The organism is Limobrevibacterium gyesilva, from assembly GCF_025989185.1.
GTDB classification, from domain to species: domain Bacteria; phylum Pseudomonadota; class Alphaproteobacteria; order Acetobacterales; family Acetobacteraceae; genus Limobrevibacterium; species Limobrevibacterium gyesilva.
This window is the reverse complement of the sequence record NZ_JAPDNT010000025.1, coordinates 1-18728: the sequence shown is the minus strand read 5'-3', so window position 1 is coordinate 18728 and position 18728 is coordinate 1. Positions and strand designations below refer to the sequence as shown.

The following is an 18728-nucleotide window of genomic DNA, read 5'->3' as shown; positions in this document are numbered from 1 at the left end:
AATCCTAATCCATTTCGAAATTCACGTTCATATCGAACACATCCGCCACCGCCTGCCCATCCCTCATCGCCGGCTTGAACCGCCAGCGCGACGCGATGGTGTCGCGGGCGGCGCGGTCGAGGCGCGGCGAGCCCGAGGATTTCACCACCTCCACCAGCGTGGCCAAGCCGCTGGCGCCGACATGGATGCGCAACGTCACCGTGCCCTGCTCGCCGCGCCGCGCCGCCTCCAGCGGGTAAGGCGGCGGCGGATTGCCGCCGGCGGCCTGGGCGGGGCGCAGATGCGGGTCGCGTTCCAGGATCCTGGCCTGCGGATTGGCGTCGTTGGCGCCCAGCCGGACCGAGGGCGGTGCTGCGGGTGCGGCCGGCATGGACGGCGCGACGGCATTGGGTGGGGTGGCGGCGATGTCGCCGTCGGGCGGCACGTCGGGGGGCGGGGGCACGGCCGGCCGCGGCGGCATGTTCACCTGGTCCGGCGCCGCCACGGCCGGGGCGGGCGGGCCCGGGACGGCTGGCGGGGAGGGGGTGTCGCGGCCGTCCTGCGCCACCGGTCCACCGGGAGCGCCGGCGCCCTCGATCACCTCGACCTCCGCTGCCTGGTCGGGCGGCGGGGCCGGGCGGTCGAAATTGGCGCTTGCCAGCATCAGGGCCGCGATGACCAGCACGTGGCCGGCGGTGGCGATGAGCAGCCCTCGCTTCATGCCACCGGCGGCAGCAACCGCGGCGTGGGATCGGGGCCCCAGGGCAGGCCGAAGGCGGAAGCGGCGGCCGGCAGCGCCTCGGCGGGCGGCGCGTCGGCGATCACGCGGCCATGGTCCAGCACCAGCATCCGGTCGGCATAGCGCAGCGCCAGATCCAGCGCGTGCAGCACCACCACGACGGCGCGCCCGGTTCGCGCGGTGGCCTGCAGCAGCGCCATCACCTCGTGCGCCGCGGCGGGGTCCAGGTCGGATGTCGGCTCGTCCAGCAGGAAGACCTCCGGTTCCGTGGCGAAGGCACGGGCCAGCATGGCGCGGCGCGCCTGGCCGCCGGAAATCCGGTCGATGCGCGCCGCCTGCAGCCCGATCAGGCCACAGGCCTGTAAAGCCCGGGTTACCGGGGCTGCGGCCGAGTCGCGATGCGGGATGCGGCCGAGTGCGGCCACCTCCGCCACCGTCAGCCCCCAGGCGCAGCGCGCGCCCTGCGGCAGGTAGGCGACGCACCGCGGGTCGCGCGCCGGCAGGCCCGGCAGCAGGCCGGCGAGGGCGCGCAGCAGCGTCGACTTGCCGGCGCCGTTCGGGCCGCACAGCGCTACCAGCGCGCCGGGCGCGGCGCAGACATGAATGTCGTGCAGCACGGCCCGGCCGCCCAGGCTCACCGAGGCGGCCTCCAGCGCGATCACGGCGCCACGCGCCGGGCGATGCGCACCAGATAGGGCGCGCCGAGCAACGCGGTCAGCACGCCCAGCCGCGGCTCCTGCGCCAGCGGCAGCAGCAGCGGGGCAATGCGTGCCAGCAGGTCGGCGGCCAGCAGCAGGGCGGCCCCGGCCAGCATCGAGGCGAGCAGCAGCCCGCCGGGTCGCTCGCCCAGCGTCGGGCGCAGCAGATGCGGCACCACCAGCCCGACGAAGCCGATGCCGCCGGCGACCGCGGCCCCCGCGCCTACCGCCAGCGCCACGCCGAACGCCGCCACGCGCAGCGTGCGCGCCACCGGCACGCCCAGGCTGGCGGCCACGTCCTCGCCCAGCGCCAGCGCGTCGAGTCCGGGACCCAGGCGCAGCAGCACGGCGCAGCCCAGCAGAATTGGCGGCGCCGCCAGCGCCAGATGCAGCAGGCTGCGATCCTCCAGCCCGCCCATCAGCCAGAAGGTGATCTCGGCCAGCGCGTACGGATTGGGCGCCAGGGTCAGCGCCAGCGCCAGCAAGGCAGCGGCGATGGCCGACAGGGCCACGCCGGCCAGGATCAGGGACGGGCCGGTCGCCGCACCGGCGAAGCGCAGCAGCAACACGCAGCCCAGCGCCGCGCCGGCGAGGCCGGCCAGCGGCAGGGCGGGGGCGAAGACGGCGGACAGACCCCAGTAGAAGGCGATGACGGCGCCGAGCCCGGCGCAGCCGCCGATGCCCAGCAGCCCGGGATCGGCCAGCGGATTGCGCAATGCGCCCTGCAGCACCGCGCCAGACAGCCCGAGGCTGCCGCCGACCAGCAGCGCCAGGGCGCTGCGCGGCAGCCGGATCTGCACGAGGATCAGCGGGTCGGGCACGCCGAGCCCCGCCGCGCCGACCAGCAGCCCCAGCCCGGACAGCACCAGGACGGCGGCGACGAGTGCCCGGATCATCGCGCCAGCAGCTCGACGGCGCGCACCGTCCAGGGGCCGCCGCACGCCAGCAAAGCCGGCGGGATGCTGCGGCGGGGGATGCCGGCGAGCGCGGGGTGCTGCAGCAGATCGGTGGCAAGCGAGGGGTAGTCGGGCGCCTGCGCCACCACCAGCAGCGCCGGCGGATCCGCCACCACCGCTTCCAGCCCGAGCCGGGCGCCGGTGCCGGCGTTGATCAGGCCGGCCGCGTGGAGCACCGCATCTTCCAGCGAGCGCGGCGGGGCGGTGTAGCCGCGGGCCTGCAGCGGCAGCGCCCGCAACGGCGGGCGGCGAGGCACGGCGGCCAGGCGCGAATCCATCTCCACCAGCAAGGCGAGGCCCCGCGCGGGCGCGCCCAGCAGTTCGGCCAGCCGGCGCGTCTCGGCGCGGATCGCGGCGAAATCCTGCGGCAGCCGGGTGCGCTCGACCGGCACGCCGCGCCGCTCCAGCGCCGCCAGCGTCGTCTGTGCCCCGTACGGCCCGGCCAGCACGAGGTCGGGATGCAGCGCCAGCACCGCCTCGGCGTCCGGGCGCACCCAGGGGAAGTTCCGCGCCGCCTCCGCCACCACCGACAGCGCGGGGTCGCGGGCCAGCGGGCTGAGGGCGGCGATGCGCTGCGGCGCCAGCAGCACCAGGAATTCGTCCGTGCACAGATTGAGCGAAACCACTCCCCCGGCCTGCGCCGGCGAGGCGGCCAGCAGCGCCAGCAGCGCGAGCAGACGGAGCGGCCAGCGGGTCACAGCACGAGGATGCCCCGGTGCTTCGCCTTGCCTTCGGGCTCGACATGGATGGTGATCATCAGGCCTTCCATCTCCGCCTTCAGGGCCGCCTCGATGCGGTCGCAGATCGCGTGCGCGTCTGACACGCTCATGGCCCCGGGCACCACGAGGTGGAATTCCAGGAAGGTCAGGCGGCCGGCATGGCGGGTGCGCAGGTCGTGCGCCTCGATCGCGCCCTCGGCGTGCTGGCCGACCAGCGTGCGGATGCGCTCCACGATCTCGGCCGCGGGGGCTGCGTCCATCAGCCCGCCGACGGAGTCGCGGATGACGAGGGCGCCGGAGGCCAGGATGTAGACGGCGGTCATCGCCGCCAGCAACGGGTCGAGCCATTGCAGGCCGGTCACGACCACCAGCCCCACGCCGATGAGGACACCCGCCGATGTCACGACATCGGACATCAGGTGATGCCCGTCCGCGACCAGCGCCGGCGAGCGCAGCCTTCGGCCGCGGCGGATCAGCACCATCGCCCAGGCCAGGTTCAGCACGGTCGACACGGCATTCAGCGCCATGCCCAGAAGCGGGGCCTCGATCGGTTGCGGGTTGGTGTAGGCGTGCCAGGCGTGCTGCAGGATGGCGATCGCGGCCACCACGATCAGCACGCCCTCGATCACGGCGGAGAAGAATTCCGCCTTGTCGTGGCCATAGGGGTGGTTGGCGTCGGCCGGCACGGCCGCCAGGCGCAGGGCCAGCAGGGCAACGATTCCCGCGGCCACGTTCACGACCGACTCGGCCGCATCGGAGAACAGCGCCGCGCTGCCGGTGATCGCCCAGGCGGCCATCTTGAGGCCCAGCACGACCAGGCCCACGACAATGCTGCCGGCTGCAATCCGCTGAGCCTGTTTCACCTGCCACCCGCCGTCATGATGCGCCGCGTCCTCATGATGAGCCGGTCACAGGCCAGCCTGGGTGCGCGTCTAGCAAAACCCCGGGGGGGCGTCACCAGCGCCATACGCCGGGCAGGGCGCTACGGCGCCCCCGACCGGTCGATGAACACGCGTTTGCGGGCATAGGACAGCCAGATGCGGCGCCCCCCCAGATAATCCGAGCCGATGATCATATCGATCCCTGGCTCCGGCCGGTCGGTCACCAGCATCGCCGGAGCGGGGAAGGTTTCGTCGCCGACCTTGATCTCGCGGAAGCGATGGAAATGCGCCGTTGGCGTCGACGGCCCGGTGCCCACCAGCCTGGTGCTGGGATCGCGCGCCAGCATCTCCGGCGTCACCCCGAGCGCCGCCGCGACGTCCCTTGCCACCAGCGATGCGGCGGCGCCGGTGTCGAGCAGCGCCATGAGCGGCCGGCCGTCGAGCACGACCGGAATCATGAAACGCCCGCGGTTGGAGGCGCTGGCATCGATGGTGGTGTAAGGGCCCGTCCAGGGCGGCACCGTCGTGTCCGGACACATCCGCCCCGCGTACAGCGTGACGCGGCGGCGCGGCAAATCGAGATCGATTTCGAATGCGGACAGCACGGACGCGCCGAACAGCCCGTCGATCATCTCCTGCCCGCCGATCGGCGAATTGCGCGGCAGCACCCGCACGGGGTGGTCCGGCACCGGGATGCCGGCAATCTCGAAATCGCGCAGCTTGCCGGCGAAGAAGCGCGACTCCCCGCCGGCGCCGCGGCCGGCCAGGATGTTGCCGGCATCGGTCTCGAGGTCGAGCCGTCGCAGCGCGGTTTCGGTGAGCACGACGCTGTCCGCCCCGGTATCGAGGATGAACGTCGTCGGCTTGCCCTTGATCGAGGCTTTCACCAGCGGAACGTTGCCGCGCATCTCCACCGCGATCGCGGCGCGCGGACGCAGCCCACACGTGTCGTAATCGAAATCATCCCGGGGCGCCGTCACGCAGGCGGCAAGGGCGAGCAGCAGCGGCAGCAGGCGGAGCGGCGCGAGGAATCGCATGCGCCAAGCCTAGAGCATTATCCGGCCGCGGAGGACCGGAAAAAGACCGTTGCCTCGATGACGTTGCCGTGCCGCCGGCCCGGCGCCCGCGAATGTTACACCGAGAAGTATTTCGCGTGCGGGTTCAGCACCACGATCGCGCTGGTGGACTGTTCGGGGTGCAACTGCCACTCGTCGGACAGCGACACGCCGATGCGCTCGGACTCCAGCAGCTTCAGCAACGGCTCCTGGTCCTCGAGCTTCGGGCAGGCCGGATAGCCGAACGAGTAGCGGCTGCCGTGATAGCCCTGCTGCAGCATCTTCTCCAGGTCGCGGTCGTCCTCGCCGGCGAAGCCGCATTCCGCGCGGATGCGCTTATGCGTGTACTCCGCCATCGCCTCGGCCATCTCCACCGACAGGCCGTGCAGGTACAGATAGTCCTGGTAGCGGTTGTCCTCGAACCACAGCCGCGCGGTGTCGCTGGCCTGCTGGCCGACGGTGACCACCTGCAGGCCGATCACGTCGCGCTCGGCGTCATCGACGTCGCGGAAGAAATCGGCGATGCATTCGCCGTCCTCCTTGGGCTGGCGGGGCAAGGTGAACCGGCACAACTCGGTGGCGCCGTCCTGGTCGAAGATGATCAGGTCGTTGCCCTGGCCGGCCGCCTTCCAGTAGCCGTAGATCGATTGCGGCTTGAGAATGCCCTCGTCTTCGCAGATTCCAAGCATGCGCTTCATCACCGGGCGCAGCTCCTGCTTCGCCCAGCCCAGGAAGTCGTCAAGACCACGGCCCTGTTTGCGGAAGCCCCATTGCAGCTGGTACAGGCTGCGCTCGTTGATGAACGGCACGATCGCCCTGGGCGAGGCCTCGATCGTGCGGGCACCCCAGAACGGCGGCTCGAACGGCGGCACATCGGCGGTCAGGCGGCGGCGGCGCTTCTGCACGGTCAGCACGTCCACCGGCTGGAACGCCCGCGCGTCGGCCTGGCCCAGCGTGCGCGCGGTGTTGCGGGCCTTGCCGGCCCGCTTGGCCTGGACCGCCGTCAGATAGTCCTCGAACGCGTTGCCGGTCACGCGGTCCATCAAATGCAGCCCGTCGAACGCATCGCGCGCGTAGGCCACGCGGCCGCAGGCATAGGCACCCACGCACACGTCCTCGACATAGTTGCGGGTCAGCGCGGCGCCGCCGAGCATCACCGGAATCTCCAGCCCCTGGCGCGACATCTCCTCGAGATTCTCGCGCATCACCACGGTCGACTTCACCAGCAGGCCGGACATGCCGATGGCATGGGCGCGATGCTCCTTGGCCGCCGCAACCATGTCGGCCAGCGGCACCTTGATGCCGAGGTTGACCACGCGATAGCCGTTGTTGGTGAGGATGATGTCGACCAGGTTCTTGCCGATGTCGTGCACGTCGCCCTTCACCGTCGCCAGCACGATCGTACCCTTCTCCTGGCCGTCCACGCGTTCCATGTGCGGCTCCAGATGCGCGACCGCCGCCTTCATGGTCTCGGCACTCTGCAGCACGAAGGGAAGCTGCATCTTGCCGGCGCCGAACAGCTCGCCCACCACCTTCATGCCGTCGAGCAGGATGTTGTTGATGATGTCGAGCGGCTTGTGGACCTGCATCGCCTGGTCCAGCTCATCGCCCAGGCCCTTGCGGTCGCCGTCGACGATGCGGTCCTTCAGCCGGCCCTCGACGGTCTCGGCACGGGTCTTCTTCACCGCGTCGGCCAGCTTGCGGTCGGCGAAGATCTCCAGCACGCGCTGCAGCGGGTCGTAGCCGTCGCGGCGGCGGTCGAAGATCAGGTCTTCGCAGACCTGCACTTCCTCCGCCGCGATCAGGTGCAGCGGGCGGATCTTGGAGACATGCACGATGGCCCCGCTCATGCCCGCTTTCACGGCATGGTCGAGGAACACGCTGTTCAGCACCGCGCGCGCGGCCGGGTTCAGGCCGAAGCTGATATTGGACAGCCCGAGAATGATCTGGATGTCCGGGAAGCGCTCGCGGATCATGCGGATGCCTTCCAGCGTCCACTGGCCGAGCTTGCGGTCGTCCTCGTTGCCGGTGGCGATGGTGAAGGTCAGCGGGTCGATCAGCAAGTCGGACTGCTCGAGCCCGTGGCGGGTGCAGGCGAACTCCACCAGGCGGGTCGCCACCTCCAGCTTGCGTTCGGGCGTCTTCGCCATGCCCTGCTCGTCGATGGTCAGCGCGATTACCGCGGCGCCGAAGCGTCGGGCCAGGATCAGGCGGTCATGCGCCGCCTTCTCGCCGTCCTCGAAGTTGATCGAGTTGATGATCGGCTTGCCGCCATGCAGTTTCAGCGCGCTTTCGAGCACCGGCGTCTCGGTGCTGTCGATCACCAGTGGCGCATTGACCGAACCGGTGAAGCGGCGGATCACCTCGTCCATCTCGCGGCGCTCGTCGCGGCCGACGAAGGCGGTGCAGACGTCGAGGCTGTTGGAGCCCTCGGCGATCTGCTCGCGGCCCATCGCCACGCAGCCGTCCCAGTCGCCCTTCTCCTGCCGCTCGCGCCACTTCTTCGAGCCGTTGGCGTTGCAGCGTTCGCCGATGGAGAAATAGCTGTTCTCCTGGCGCAGCGGCACCTGCTGGTACAGGCTCGCGACCGAGGGCATCCACACGACCGTCCGCTGCACCGGCGCCGGCCGGGAGCCGCCGCGCTTGCGCAGCATGGCGTCCAGCGCCTCGATATGCTCGATCGAGGTGCCGCAGCAGCCGCCGACCAGATTCATGCCGTCCTCGGCGACGAAGCGCTCCACCCAGCTCGCCATTTCGGCCGCGCCCAGCGGATAATGCGTCTTGCCGTCGACCAGCTCGGGCAGGCCGGCATTCGGCTGCACCGACAGCAGGCCGGGCCAGTTGGCGGCGAGCCAGCGCACATGCTCGGCCATTTCCTGCGGCCCGGTCGCGCAGTTCAGCCCGAGCAGCGGCACGTCCAGCGCCCGCACCACAGTCGCGGCGGCGGCGATGTCGGGGCCGACCAGCAGCGTGCCGGTGGTCTCCACCGTCACCTGCACGAAGATCGGCGTGCTGGTCCCGGCCGCGGCGCGGGCGATCTTGGCGCCGTTGACGGCGGCCTTGATCTGCAGCGTGTCCTGGCAGGTCTCGATCAGGATGGCATCCACGCCGCCGGCGATCAGGCCGCGGCACTGCTCGGCCAGGGCGGCCTCCAGCGGGTCATAGGCGATGTTGCCGAGCGAGGGCAGCTTGGTGCCCGGCCCGACGCTGCCGACCACCCAGCGATGCCGCCCGTCGGCGAAGCCCTCGGCCGCCTCGCGCGCCAGCTCGCCGGCGACCTTGTTGATCTCGAAGGCGCGGTCCTGCAGGTTGAACTCGCCCAGCGTCACCGGCGAGCCGCCGAAGCTGTTGGTTTCCACCATGTCGGCGCCGGCCGCGAAATAGCCGCGATGGATGTCGCGCACGAGGTCGGGACGCGACAGGTTCAGCACTTCCGTGCAGTTCTCGCGGCCCCAGTAATCCGCCTCGACATCGAGGGTCAGCGCCTGCACCCGGCTGCCCATGCCGCCGTCGCAGAGCAGGACCTGGTCGCGCAAGGCATCGAGCAGATGGGGTCGTGTCATCGTGTGGCTTCCAGAAACAGATCGGCAGGGACGGCTTCGGCGGCGCGGCTGGCGGACCAGAGCCGCATGTCCATCGGGCCGGGTACGGCGACAACGCCGCCAGGAATCAGGCCGGCGCGGGTGAACAGGTCGTGCATGGCTTCATCGGAAAATCCGGGCCAGCGATGCGCCAGCCGGTCGATGCAATCGGCGCGGCCATGCGGGGCGAGATCGACCACGACAAGCCGCCCGCCGCCGGGCCGCAGCACCCGGGCCGCCTCGGCCAGGGCGCCGGCCGGGTCCTCGGCGTAGTGCAGCACCATCTGCAGCACCACGGCGTCGAAGCCGCCATCGGGCAGCGGCAGCCGGTACATGTCGGCAAGCCGGACGGCGCAATGCAGCAGGCCGGGGCGGGACAGGCGGGCGCGGGCCAGGGCTAGCATGGCGCGGCTGGCGTCGATGCCCAGCGCGGCGGTCACGCGCGGCGCCAGCAGCTCCAGGAGCCGCCCGGTGCCGGTGCCGATGTCCAGCAGCCGGCCGATCTCGCCGGCCGGCAGCAGATCCAGCAAAGCCTGTTCGACCGCCGAGGCCGGCAGGTCCAGCGCGCGCATCTCGTCCCAGTCGGCCCCGGTGCGGCGGAAGCTCTCCGAGGCGATGCGGGCGCGTTCGGCCAGCACGCGCGCAGCCTGGCGGCGATCCGCGGCCAGCATCGGGTCGTCCTCCGGCAGCCGCTCCACCACGGCGCGGGCGAGCGACCCGCCGGGCGAGCCGCCGTCGGGCAGGGTGAACCAGACATTGGCGCCCTCGCGCACCCGGTCGAGCAGCCCGGCCTCGCAGAGCAGGCGCAAATGCCGCGACAGGCGCGGTTGCGACTGGCCGAGGATTTCGGTGAACTCCATGACGCAGAACGAGCCCCGCGCGGCCAGCGCGAGGATGCGCAGTCGGGTCGGCTCGGCACTGGCGCGCAGCCCGGTCAGAAGGTTTTCCACGGGATTGTCATCGCATAAAGATATCCTTATGTCCAGCCTATGAACTGGTCCGTGGATGCACGCGTGCCCGTGGTCTTCGGCGCGGTCGGCGATGCCGGGGCGGGGGATGCGCTGCTGATCGAAGGCGATGCGCCGGCGCCGGCGGGCCGCACGGCGGCGCGCTTCGCCGCGACCGCGCTGCACGTGGCGGGCTGCCTGTGCTGCCTGCCGCGCAGTGCGGCCGGGGCGGCCCTGGGGGCCTTGTTCCTGGCGCGGGCCCGCGGCGAGGTGCCGTTCTTCCGCCGCGTGGTCGCGGTGGCCGCCGATACCGACGCGGTGCGCGCGGCGCTGGCCGACGACCCGCTGGCCGCCGGGCGGTTCCGTCTGGCGGAGAAAGACTAGCCCGGCACGTTGCCGGCGCCCGCCCCCAGCGGACGCTGCATGGTTACCACATCCAGCCAGCGCCCGAATTTCAACCCCACGGCCCGCAGGGTGCCGACATGGTGGAAGCCCAGGCTGGCGTGCACGCCGATCGAGCCGACATTCTCGGAGTCGCCGATCACGGCGATCATCTGGCGGAAACCGAGCCGGGCCGCTTCCGTCAGCAGGCGGCCGACCAGCACCTTGCCAACGCCCTGGCCGCGGACGTCCTCACGGACATAGACACTGTCCTCGGCGGTGAAGCGGTAGGCGGAGCGCTCGCGCCATTGCGCGGCATAGCCGTAGCCGATGACGCCGGTCGCGTCGGTCGCCACCAGCCATGGCCAGCCCTGGCCGCTGATCCGGCGCAACCGCGCGGCCATCTCCTCCACCGAAGGCGGGCGTTCCTCGAAGGTGCCGGTGCCGTGCAGCACGTGGTGGGCATAGATCGCCTGAACCTCCGCGATGTCGGCTTCGGTGGCAGGGTGGATGTGCATGCGGCGCTCCTCGTTTCAGTCCAGCCCGAGCAGGCCGGCGACGTGGCGCGCGACCGCCAGCAGGGCACGATCACGCCCGGGGCCGGCCACCAGCGACAGCCCGACCGGCGCGCCGTCGACGCTCGCCACCGGCAGCGTGACCTCCGGCAGGCCGCAAAGGCCGGCGATGGCGGTGACGCTCAGCGTGGCCTGACGAACCGCCTCCTGCTCGCCGGCCTGGGCATCGCGCCGGGGGGCCGGGCAGGGGCTGGTGGGATAGACCAGCATGGCGCCGCCGGCCAGCAGCGGGCCGATGCGGGCCTGCAGCGTGCGGCGGAAGGCACGGCCGGCGGCGGCGGTCTGCGGCGCGATGTCGCGCGCGGCGGCGAAGCGCTCGGCGACGCCGGGGCCGAATCGCGGGCCGGTGGCGGCGATCCAGCCGCCCAGGGCGGCCCATGCCTCCTGCGCCTGCACGGCACGGAAATGGGCGTGCAGCGTGGGTATGCCCTCCGGCGCCAGTTGCACCTGCAGCGCCGGCCCGAATTCGCCCTGCAGCCGCTCCAGCGCCGGCGTCAGCGCCGCGGCCACGGCCGGGGCGGCGTTCACCCAGGCCTCGCCGACGCGCAACAGCGGGCCGCCGACGCCGCCGGTGGCGGGCGGCAGCACCACCTCGCCCACCGTGGCCAGCAAGGCGGCGCTGCGCGTGAACCAGCCGGGAGTGTCCAGGCTGGGCGCCAGCGGGCAGGCGCCGGCGAGGCTGATCGCGCCATGGCTGGGGCGGATGCCGAACAGCCCGCAATAGCTGGCGGGAATGCGTACCGAGCCGCCGGTGTCCGAGCCCAGCGCCAGGTCCACCAGCCCGGCCGCGACCGCGGCCGCCGATCCGCAGCTCGACCCGCCGGGGAAGCGGTCGGGCGCGCGCGGGTTGAGCGGCGTGCCGTGCCAGATGTTCTCGCCGGTCAGCCCATAGGCCAGCTCCACCGTCTTGGTCTTGCCGACCAGCCGGGCCCCGGCCTCCAGCAGCGCGGCGACGACCGGGGCGGTGGCGGGGGCCGGCGGATGGGTGCGCGCCCAATCGGGGTTGCCGAAGGTGGTGAGCGCGCCGGCGACGTCGAACAGGTCCTTCACGGCCAGCGTCAGGCCATCCAGCGGACCCGTGCCGGTGGCGGCCATTGTCGCGCGCGGCCCGGGCACGAAGGCGCCGACGCGATCCTCGCCGAGCGGGTCCGAAGGTGGCTGCATCCCTGTCCTCCATGGCAGTTGACGGCAACGTGAAGCCAGGCGTCCGGCTTGGAAAGAGCGAGGATTCCGGCCGGCGGCGCGCTGCTAGCATGATTTTCACCATTATCGCCGCACGCTTATGCTACATCGCACCGCGGAATGGTCGCTTGGGGCTGGGTGGGGTGGTCTGTATAAGCGGCTTGCCGGGGCGGTGCGCAGGCATGCCCATGGCTGACAGCAGAGGCCGGGACGGCGGGCCACGACCGGCAGACCGTCCCCTTTGGCGGTTTGTCGAGGCTTCGACCCGCCGGAGCGTCCTCGAAGAGGGGTAGCAGTTTTGGATTCTGACGACAGCAAGGCCACCGCCGCCGCGGCCGGATCGCACCCAATCGGGCCAGGTGGCGGACAGTCTTCCGAACACGCCGCGGATCATGGCACAGACCGCGGCGCGGCCGGTGGCGGGCACGCTGGCAGCAGGGCTGCCGGCATCAGCCCGACGGAAGTGCGGCTGCTGGCCCTGATGGCGGCCGCCCGGTATCACGGCACGGATCTCGACCGCGACGACCTGCGCATCGCCCCGGGCACCACGCCCGCGCCGGCGGCGCTGGTGGAATGGGTGCGAAATGCCGGGCTGTGGGCCCGTGGCACCCGGCTGAGCTGGCGCCACCTGATGCGGCTGCAGACCTCGGGCACGGTCGTGCTGCTGTTGAACGACGGCAGCGCGGCGCTGATGGTGCGGGCCGACGCGGCGCGCAATTTCGTCTGGCTCCGCAACCCGGCGGCGACCACCGACGAGGACGGGGTCGCGGTGGACGAGCTGCGCCTGTCGCAGGTCTGGTCCGGCGAGGCGATCCTGGTCCGGCCCGAGCGTGGCGGCTCGATGGACGCCGAGCCGTTCAGCTTCGGCTGGCTGGCCCGGATGGTCTGGCTCGAGAAGAAGACGCTGCGCGACATCGGCATCGGGTCGTTCGTGCTCAGCATCCTGGCCATCCTGCCGCCGTTGCTGGTCATGGTGGTGATCGACAAGGTCGTGACCCATCAGAGTCTCAACACGCTGCTGATGGTGGCGATGCTGCTGGGCGCCGCCGCGATCTACGAGACCTATCTGGGCTATATCCGCCGCGAGCTGATCCTGATCGTGGCGACGCGCCTGGACGCGAAGCTGAACCTGCACGTCTTCAAGCGCCTGCTGGGCCTGCCGATCGATTACTTCGAACGCACCCAGACCGGCGCCGTGATGTACCAGCTCGGCCAGATCACCAAGATCCGCGACTTCATCACCGGCAAGCTGCTGTCGACGATGCTCGACATGGTGACGCTGTGCGTGCTGCTGCCGGTGCTGTTCTGGATCAGCGTGCCGCTGACCTGGATGGTCATTGGCTGCGCCGGGCTGATCGCGCTGATCATCGCCATCTACCTGCGGCCGATCCGGCGCGTCTACAGACATTGGATGAACGCCGAGATCGCCAAGAGCACGGTGCTGGTCGAGACTGTGCACGGCATCCGCACGGTGAAGTCCCTGGCGCTGGAGCCGCAGCAGCGCGAGGCCTGGGACCGGCGCACCGCGGACGCCGCCGCCTGGCGCAAGGCACTGGGCGACATCAGCAACTGGCCGCAGACGCTGGTCACACCGCTCGAGGTGTTCCTGCAGCGCGGCGTGCTGCTGGTCGGCGCCTACATGGCGCTGACCACCGAAGGCATGGTCGGCGCCGGCGCCCTGATCGCGTTCATGATGTTGAGCGGCCGCGTCAGCTCGCCGCTGGTCGGCATCGCCCGGCTGATCGAGGATCTCGAGGAAGTGCGGGCCGCCGTCAGCCTGGCCGCGAACGTGCTGAACAACCGGCCCGAGACCACCAGCCCCGGCGCCGGCCTGCGGCCGCGCTTCGAGGGCGGGGTCAGCTTCCGCAAGGTGGAGTTCAGCTATCCCGGCTCGCGCCAGCGCGCGCTGGACGGCGTCTCGTTCGACGTGCCGCCGGGCACCATGCTCGGCCTGGTGGGCCGCAGCGGCTCGGGCAAGTCCACGATCACCCGCCTGCTGCAGGGCATCAACCGCGAATACGAGGGGCAGATCAAGATCGACGGCGCGGACCTGCGCGAGATCAACCTCGCGCATCTGCGCCGCAGCTTCGGCGTCGTGCTGCAGGACAACTTCCTGTTCCGCGGCAGCGTCCGCGAGAACATCATCGCCGGTCGTCCGGGCCTGACCTTGACCGACGCGGTGCGGGCGGCCCGGCTGGCCGGCGCCGAGGAGTTCATCGAGCGGATGCCGCAAGGCTATGAGACGGTGGTGGAGGAAGGCTCGCCGAACCTGTCGGGCGGGCAGCGGCAGCGGCTGGCGATCGCGCGCGCGCTGATCCACGATCCGCGCATCCTGATCCTGGACGAGGCGACCAGCGCCCTCGATCCCGAGAGCGAGGCGCTGGTGAACGCGAACATCGCGCGGATCGCCCAGGGGCGGACCATGGTGATCGTGTCGCACCGCCTGTCCTCGCTGACCGAATGCGACCAGATCCTGGTGCTCGACCAGGGCAAGGTGATGGATATCGGCCCTCATCTCGAGCTGCTGGAACGCTGCCAGGTGTATCGCCAGCTTTGGCTGCAGCAGAACCGCCACCTCGACACGCACAAGCCTGCCGGCCCGAAGCCGGTGCTGGCGCAAGGCGATTGAGGGGAGGAGACTGAGCCATGGCCCAACTCCCGTCCCTTCGCCTGGCCGCCAAGGCCCCGGCCAGGACCACCGGCAACGGCATCGCCACTGCCGGCGCCGGCGCCGACGCATCGGACCCGGCCGCGCCGATTCTGCTGGAGTTCGAATCCCCGACGGCGGCCCTGCTGGCGCGCCCCGTGCCGCTGCGTTCGCGCTTCGTGACCTGGATCATCGCATCCATGGTCTGTGTGGCGGTGGGGCTGGCCTGGGCCTACCCGATCGACCGCGTGGTGACGACGTCCGGCAAGGTCATCTCCAGCGCCCCGAACGTGGTGGTGCAGCCGCTCGAAGTCTCGATCGTGCGTTCCATCGACGTGAAGGAAGGGCAACTCGTCCATGCCGGCGACCTGCTGGCGCGGCTCGACCCGACCTTCGCCGGCGCCGATGCCGGCGCGCTGGAATCCTCGGTGGCCAGCCTGCAGGCGGAAGTGGATCGTCTGTCGGCCGAGCAGGACGGCCGGACCTATCTGACCGACGGCAGTCCGCCCAGCCAGCTGCAGGCGGTGATCTTCACCCAGCGCCACGCCGAACGTGCGTTCCGGCTGGAGAACTACGCCCAGAAGATCGACTCGCTGCGCGTGAAGGTGGTGCAGGCGCAGTCCGACATCGACTCGTACTCCGAACGCCTCGCCGTGGCGAAGACGGTGGAGCAGAAGCGCAAGGAGCTGGAGCGGCTGCAGGTGGGCAGCCAGCTCAATACGCTGGCCGCGATCGACAACCGCGTCGAGATCGGGCGTGGGCTGGAGACGGCCCGGGCGAGCCTGGCCGGGTCCCAGCGCGACCTCGACGCGATGATCGCCGAGCGCGACGGCTACGTGCAGCAATATCGCAGCGACACCTCGCAGCAGCTGACCGAGCAGGGCCGCAAGCTGGCCGAGGCGCGCGAGAACCTCAGCAAGGCGCGGTTGCGCCGGGCACTGGTGCAGCTTCGCGCCGACCGGGACTCGATCGTGCTGAACGTGGCGCCGGTCAGCGTCGGGTCGGTGATGCAGTCGGGCGACCAGTTGATCACCCTGGTTCCGATCGACTCGCCGCTGGAGATCGAGACGCTGGTGGACGGGCGCGATTCCGGTTTCGTGCGGGTGGGCGACCCGGTCACCATCAAGTTCGAAACCTTCCCCTATTTCACCTATGGCGTGGCGCGGGGCACCGTCCGGGTGGTCAGTCCCGACAGCTTCAGCCACCCCATGGCGGAGCGCGACAAGGTCACCAAGTCGCGTCCCGAGCAGGAGGCCGGCACGCCCTTCTACCGGACCCGGATCTCGATCGACCAGATGAAGCTGCATGACCTGCCGCCCGGCTTCCGCGTGACGCCCGGCATGCCTGTCACCGGCGACATCAAGGTCGGCAGGCGGACGTTCCTGCAGTACCTGATGTCGCGCGTCATCCCGCCGACCATGGAAGGCATGCGCGAACCATGACCAGACGACCCTGCCGCCCGTCCAGCCGCGCCGCCACGCTGGCATCGCGCCGCAGCGGGCCGGCCTGACCGCCATGGCAGGCCTGATCGAAAAGGTGACGGGCTGGGCCTCGTCGCCGAGTGCCAGATTGCGGCGCGCGCAGCGGCTGATCGAGGAAGGCCGCCGCGCCGAGGCGTTCCCGCTGCTCGCCGCCGTCGCCCGGACCGGGAACCCCCAGGCCGAGTTCCTGGTGGCCCGCGCCTATCTGGAAGGCGGTGGCGTGCCGCCAAGTGCGGCGGAAGGCGTGCGCTGGCTGGAGCGCGCGGCCAATCGCGGCTATCTCGAAGCGCAGTCGATGCTGGCGGCGCTGTATGTGCACGGCGTCGCCGGGGCGGGCGGCACGTCCGAGGCGGACGCCTCGGCGCTGTCGGCCAGCCGCCCCGCCGCAGCCCTGTTCACCGCCGGCGAACAGGCGAAACCCGATTTCGAGCGCGCGGTGGGATGGGCGCGGCGTTCGGCAGAGGGCGGCTCGGCGGACGGCCAGGCGCTGCTGGCCTATATCCTGACCTCGGGCCCGGACTCGCTGCGCGACCTCGACCAGGCGGAGGAGCTGTACCGCAAGTCCGCCGCCGCCGACTGCCCGCAAGGATGCCTGGGCTATGCGCTGGCGCTGTTGCGCAAGGCCCGCACGCCGGAAGAGCAGAAAGCCGCGGCGGAGTACATGGTGCGCGCCGCGACGGCGGGCCTCGCCACGGCGCAGTACCTGCTGGGCGTGCTGACCGAGCAGGGCCATGGCGTCGCGGCGGACGTTTCGGCGGCGACCGAGTTGTACCGGCAGGCCGCGGAGAAGGGCCTGCGGGCGGCGCAGGCGCGCTATGGCCTAGCGCTGCTGGAAGGGCGCGGTGTCGAGAAAAGCCCGCAGGACGGCGAATCCTGGCTGCGCCGGGCGGCGCTGCAAGGCGACCCCGAGGCGGCCGCGCTGGTCGGCGACCTGTATTCCCGCGGCGGTTCGCTGCCGCCCAACCACGCCGAAGCGGCGATGTGGTATCGCCGCGCCGCCGAGGCCGGCCACAAGGTGGCGGCGCGCTCGCTGGGCCTGATGCACATGACCGGGGCCGGCGTGCCGCGCGACCCCACGGAAGCCGCCCACTGGTTCCGCGTTTCGGCGGAGGCGGGCGACACCCATTCGCGCTTCGACCTCGCCGCCCTGGTGCTGCACGGCGACGCCACGCCCGAGGACAGCACCCGCACCCGCGAGTGGTTCGAGCAGGAGGCGACGGCAGGCGACCTGGTCGGCGCCTACAACTACGGCATCTGCCTGGCGCAGGGCGTCGGCGTGGAGCGCGACGACCGGCAGGCGGCCCACTGGCTGCGCCGCGCCGCCGAAGGCGTGGTGAACGCGCAATACTGGTATGGCCGCATGCTGATGGAGGGCCGCGGCGTCGAGGCCAATGCGGAGGAAGGGCGCGCCTGGATCAGCCGCGCTGCCACGGCGGGGATGCTGGACGCCATCGTCGGGCTCGCGGAACTGCTGGTGAGCGGCCGCGGCGGCCCGAAAGACCATGCGGAGGCGCTGGCCCTGTTCCAGCGGGCGGCGAACCATGGCCACGTCGGGGCGATGTTCGCCCTCGGCGCGATGTATGGCGGCGGGCACGACATCCCCTGGGACCGTCCGCTGGCCCAACGCTGGTTCCGCGCCGCCGCCGAGCGCGGGCATGGCCACGCCCAGATGATGCTCGGCCGCTATCTGGCCCGTGGCCTCGCCGGTGACCGCGACATCGAAGAGGCCCGCGCCTGGCTGCTGCGGGCCCAGGCGCAGGGCATCGCGGACGTGCAGGGGGATCTCGCCGCCCTGCCGCCCCCGGACCCCTCGGCCGAGCCGTCTGCGGAGAAGCCCGTCCGGGCCGCAACCGGCACCGGCTGACGACCAGGTGCCTCCGTCGCGCGCCGCAGAACCCCTCACCGGCACGAACCATGCCGTCCCGGACCAGGCGGCCACTCCGAAGACCAGCCAGGAATGGTTCCAGGACCTGGCCCAGGATGCGTGGCGCCGCGGTCAGGCCGCCATGGCGGCCGGCGACATGGACGATGCATTGCGCTGGCTGGAGCGGGCGCACCGGATCGGACCGCGCGATGCCGCCGTGGCACTGGCGCTGGCGACCGTGCGGCTGCGCCTCGGCGCCTTCGCCGAAGCCGCCTCGCTGCTCGACGACGTGGTCGGGCGGCATGACCTGCGCGAGGCCTGGCTGACGCTGGCCGTGGTCCGGCGCGGGCTGGCCGACCCTGCCGGGGCCGCCGTCGCGCTGGCGCAGGCGCTGTCCCGCCACGTGCTGCCGGATGAGGCCGGCATCGCGGCCCTGGCCGATGCGGTCGCGGCCGAGGCCGGGCTGCCCGGCTGGTGCGGTCTGCGCGCCGACGGACACGTGGCTGCCATGGTGCCGGACGGCGCCAAGGCGAAACTGTCGGTGGACGGCATGCGGCTGGCGCCGGGGGCGCGCGTGCCCGACACCGCGGCGGCGGCCGATGTGACGGTGGGCGGCCGGGCATTGCTGGGCAGCCCGCTTGCGGTGGCGCAGATCCGGCGCATCGAAGGCGTTGTGGCCGTGCGCGACGGCGGGCTGGAGGGCTGGGCGTGGCATCCCGGCGACCCCGACGCCGATCCCGTGCTGACGGTGCGCTCCGCCGCCGGAAAGGCCTTGTTCACCCTGACCGCCGACGATACCCGGATGCTTGCCCCTGGTCCGTTGGCCCGGCCACGCCGGTTCCATGTGCCGGCGTCCCGCTTCGCGCGCCTTGCCGGGGCGGTGCGGGTCACCGGCCGCGACGGGCGCGATCTGCTGGGCAGCCCGCTCACGCCCGGCGCCGAGCAGAGCCGCGCGGCGGATGCGGCGCGTGCGGTGGCCGCGCTGTTCCCCGCCGCCGGCCGGCGCCGCCATGCCGGCGGCAGCGATGCCGCGCCGACCGATG

The 18728-nt window shown here is 71.8% G+C and carries 15 protein-coding genes; 5 read left to right on the top strand and 10 right to left on the bottom strand.

Translation table 11 applies throughout. From position 1 onward, the window contains the following. Window positions 1-4 precede the first annotated feature (4 nt). The 8 genes from OL599_RS19945 to OL599_RS19910 all read right to left on the bottom strand — a co-directional run bounded on the left by OL599_RS19945 (window position 5) and on the right by OL599_RS19910 (window position 9558). Window positions 5-700, bottom strand: coding sequence for an energy transducer TonB (locus OL599_RS19945; protein WP_264715677.1), 696 nt, complete (start codon window positions 698-700; stop codon window positions 5-7). Then, window positions 697-1380 carry an ABC transporter ATP-binding protein gene (locus OL599_RS19940; protein ID WP_264715676.1) on the bottom strand — a complete coding sequence of 228 codons (684 nt, stop codon included), beginning with the start codon at window positions 1378-1380 and terminating at the stop codon, window positions 697-699. The genes OL599_RS19945 and OL599_RS19940 overlap by 4 nt, the downstream gene beginning before the upstream one ends. Further along, window positions 1377-2312: a FecCD family ABC transporter permease gene (locus OL599_RS19935; protein ID WP_264715675.1), complete on the bottom strand. Its 936-nt coding sequence runs from the start codon at window positions 2310-2312 to the stop codon at window positions 1377-1379. The genes OL599_RS19940 and OL599_RS19935 overlap by 4 nt, the downstream gene beginning before the upstream one ends. After that, entirely contained in the window at window positions 2309-3070 is a 762-nt protein-coding gene (locus tag OL599_RS19930) for an ABC transporter substrate-binding protein (RefSeq protein WP_264715674.1), read from the bottom strand. The genes OL599_RS19935 and OL599_RS19930 overlap by 4 nt, the downstream gene beginning before the upstream one ends. Further along, window positions 3067-3954 (bottom strand): cation diffusion facilitator family transporter, encoded by an 888-nt coding sequence (locus tag OL599_RS19925; RefSeq protein WP_264715673.1) that lies wholly within the window; start codon window positions 3952-3954, stop codon window positions 3067-3069. The genes OL599_RS19930 and OL599_RS19925 overlap by 4 nt, the downstream gene beginning before the upstream one ends. A gap of 119 nt (window positions 3955-4073) precedes the next feature. Beyond that, window positions 4074-5009 (bottom strand): retroviral-like aspartic protease family protein, encoded by a 936-nt coding sequence (locus OL599_RS19920; protein WP_264715672.1) that lies wholly within the window; start codon window positions 5007-5009, stop codon window positions 4074-4076. Window positions 5010-5104: 95 nt separating this feature from the next. Further along, window positions 5105-8590 carry a methionine synthase gene (gene metH, locus OL599_RS19915; RefSeq protein ID WP_264715671.1) on the bottom strand — a complete coding sequence of 1162 codons (3486 nt, stop codon included), beginning with the start codon at window positions 8588-8590 and terminating at the stop codon, window positions 5105-5107. Further along, entirely contained in the window at window positions 8587-9558 is a 972-nt protein-coding gene (locus tag OL599_RS19910; RefSeq protein WP_264715670.1) for an ArsR/SmtB family transcription factor, read from the bottom strand. Before OL599_RS19910 ends, metH begins: the two co-directional genes overlap by 4 nt. A gap of 39 nt (window positions 9559-9597) precedes the next feature. On the opposite strand from OL599_RS19910, the gene OL599_RS19905 reads away from it, so the two are divergent. Beyond that, entirely contained in the window at window positions 9598-9939 is a 342-nt protein-coding gene (locus tag OL599_RS19905) for a hypothetical protein (protein ID WP_264715669.1), read from the top strand. Here the strand turns inward: OL599_RS19905 and OL599_RS19900 are convergent. Beyond that, complete coding sequence (locus tag OL599_RS19900; protein WP_264715668.1) at window positions 9936-10454, bottom strand: GNAT family N-acetyltransferase; 519 nt, start codon at window positions 10452-10454, stop codon at window positions 9936-9938. The two genes, OL599_RS19905 and OL599_RS19900, sit on opposite strands and share 4 nt — an antisense overlap. 15 nt (window positions 10455-10469) lie before the next feature. Continuing rightward, a complete protein-coding gene (locus tag OL599_RS19895; protein WP_264715667.1) occupies window positions 10470-11675 on the bottom strand; it encodes an amidase in 1206 nt (401 codons plus the stop codon). 499 nt (window positions 11676-12174) lie between these two features. Between OL599_RS19895 and OL599_RS19890 the strand changes: the two genes are divergently transcribed. The 4 genes from OL599_RS19890 to OL599_RS19875 all read left to right on the top strand — a co-directional run. After that, on the top strand, window positions 12175-14322 hold the full coding sequence (locus OL599_RS19890) for a peptidase domain-containing ABC transporter (protein ID WP_264715719.1): 2148 nt from the start codon (window positions 12175-12177) through the stop codon (window positions 14320-14322). A 17-nt stretch (window positions 14323-14339) separates the two neighbouring features. Then, window positions 14340-15782 carry an HlyD family type I secretion periplasmic adaptor subunit gene (locus OL599_RS19885; RefSeq protein WP_264715666.1) on the top strand — a complete coding sequence of 481 codons (1443 nt, stop codon included), beginning with the start codon at window positions 14340-14342 and terminating at the stop codon, window positions 15780-15782. A gap of 73 nt (window positions 15783-15855) precedes the next feature. Next, complete coding sequence (locus OL599_RS19880; RefSeq protein ID WP_264715665.1) at window positions 15856-17685, top strand: tetratricopeptide repeat protein; 1830 nt, start codon at window positions 15856-15858, stop codon at window positions 17683-17685. Window positions 17686-17692: 7 nt separating this feature from the next. Continuing rightward, window positions 17693-18728, top strand: a 1036-nt coding sequence (locus OL599_RS19875; RefSeq protein WP_264715664.1) for a tetratricopeptide repeat protein, incomplete at its 3' end; no start/stop codon positions are given.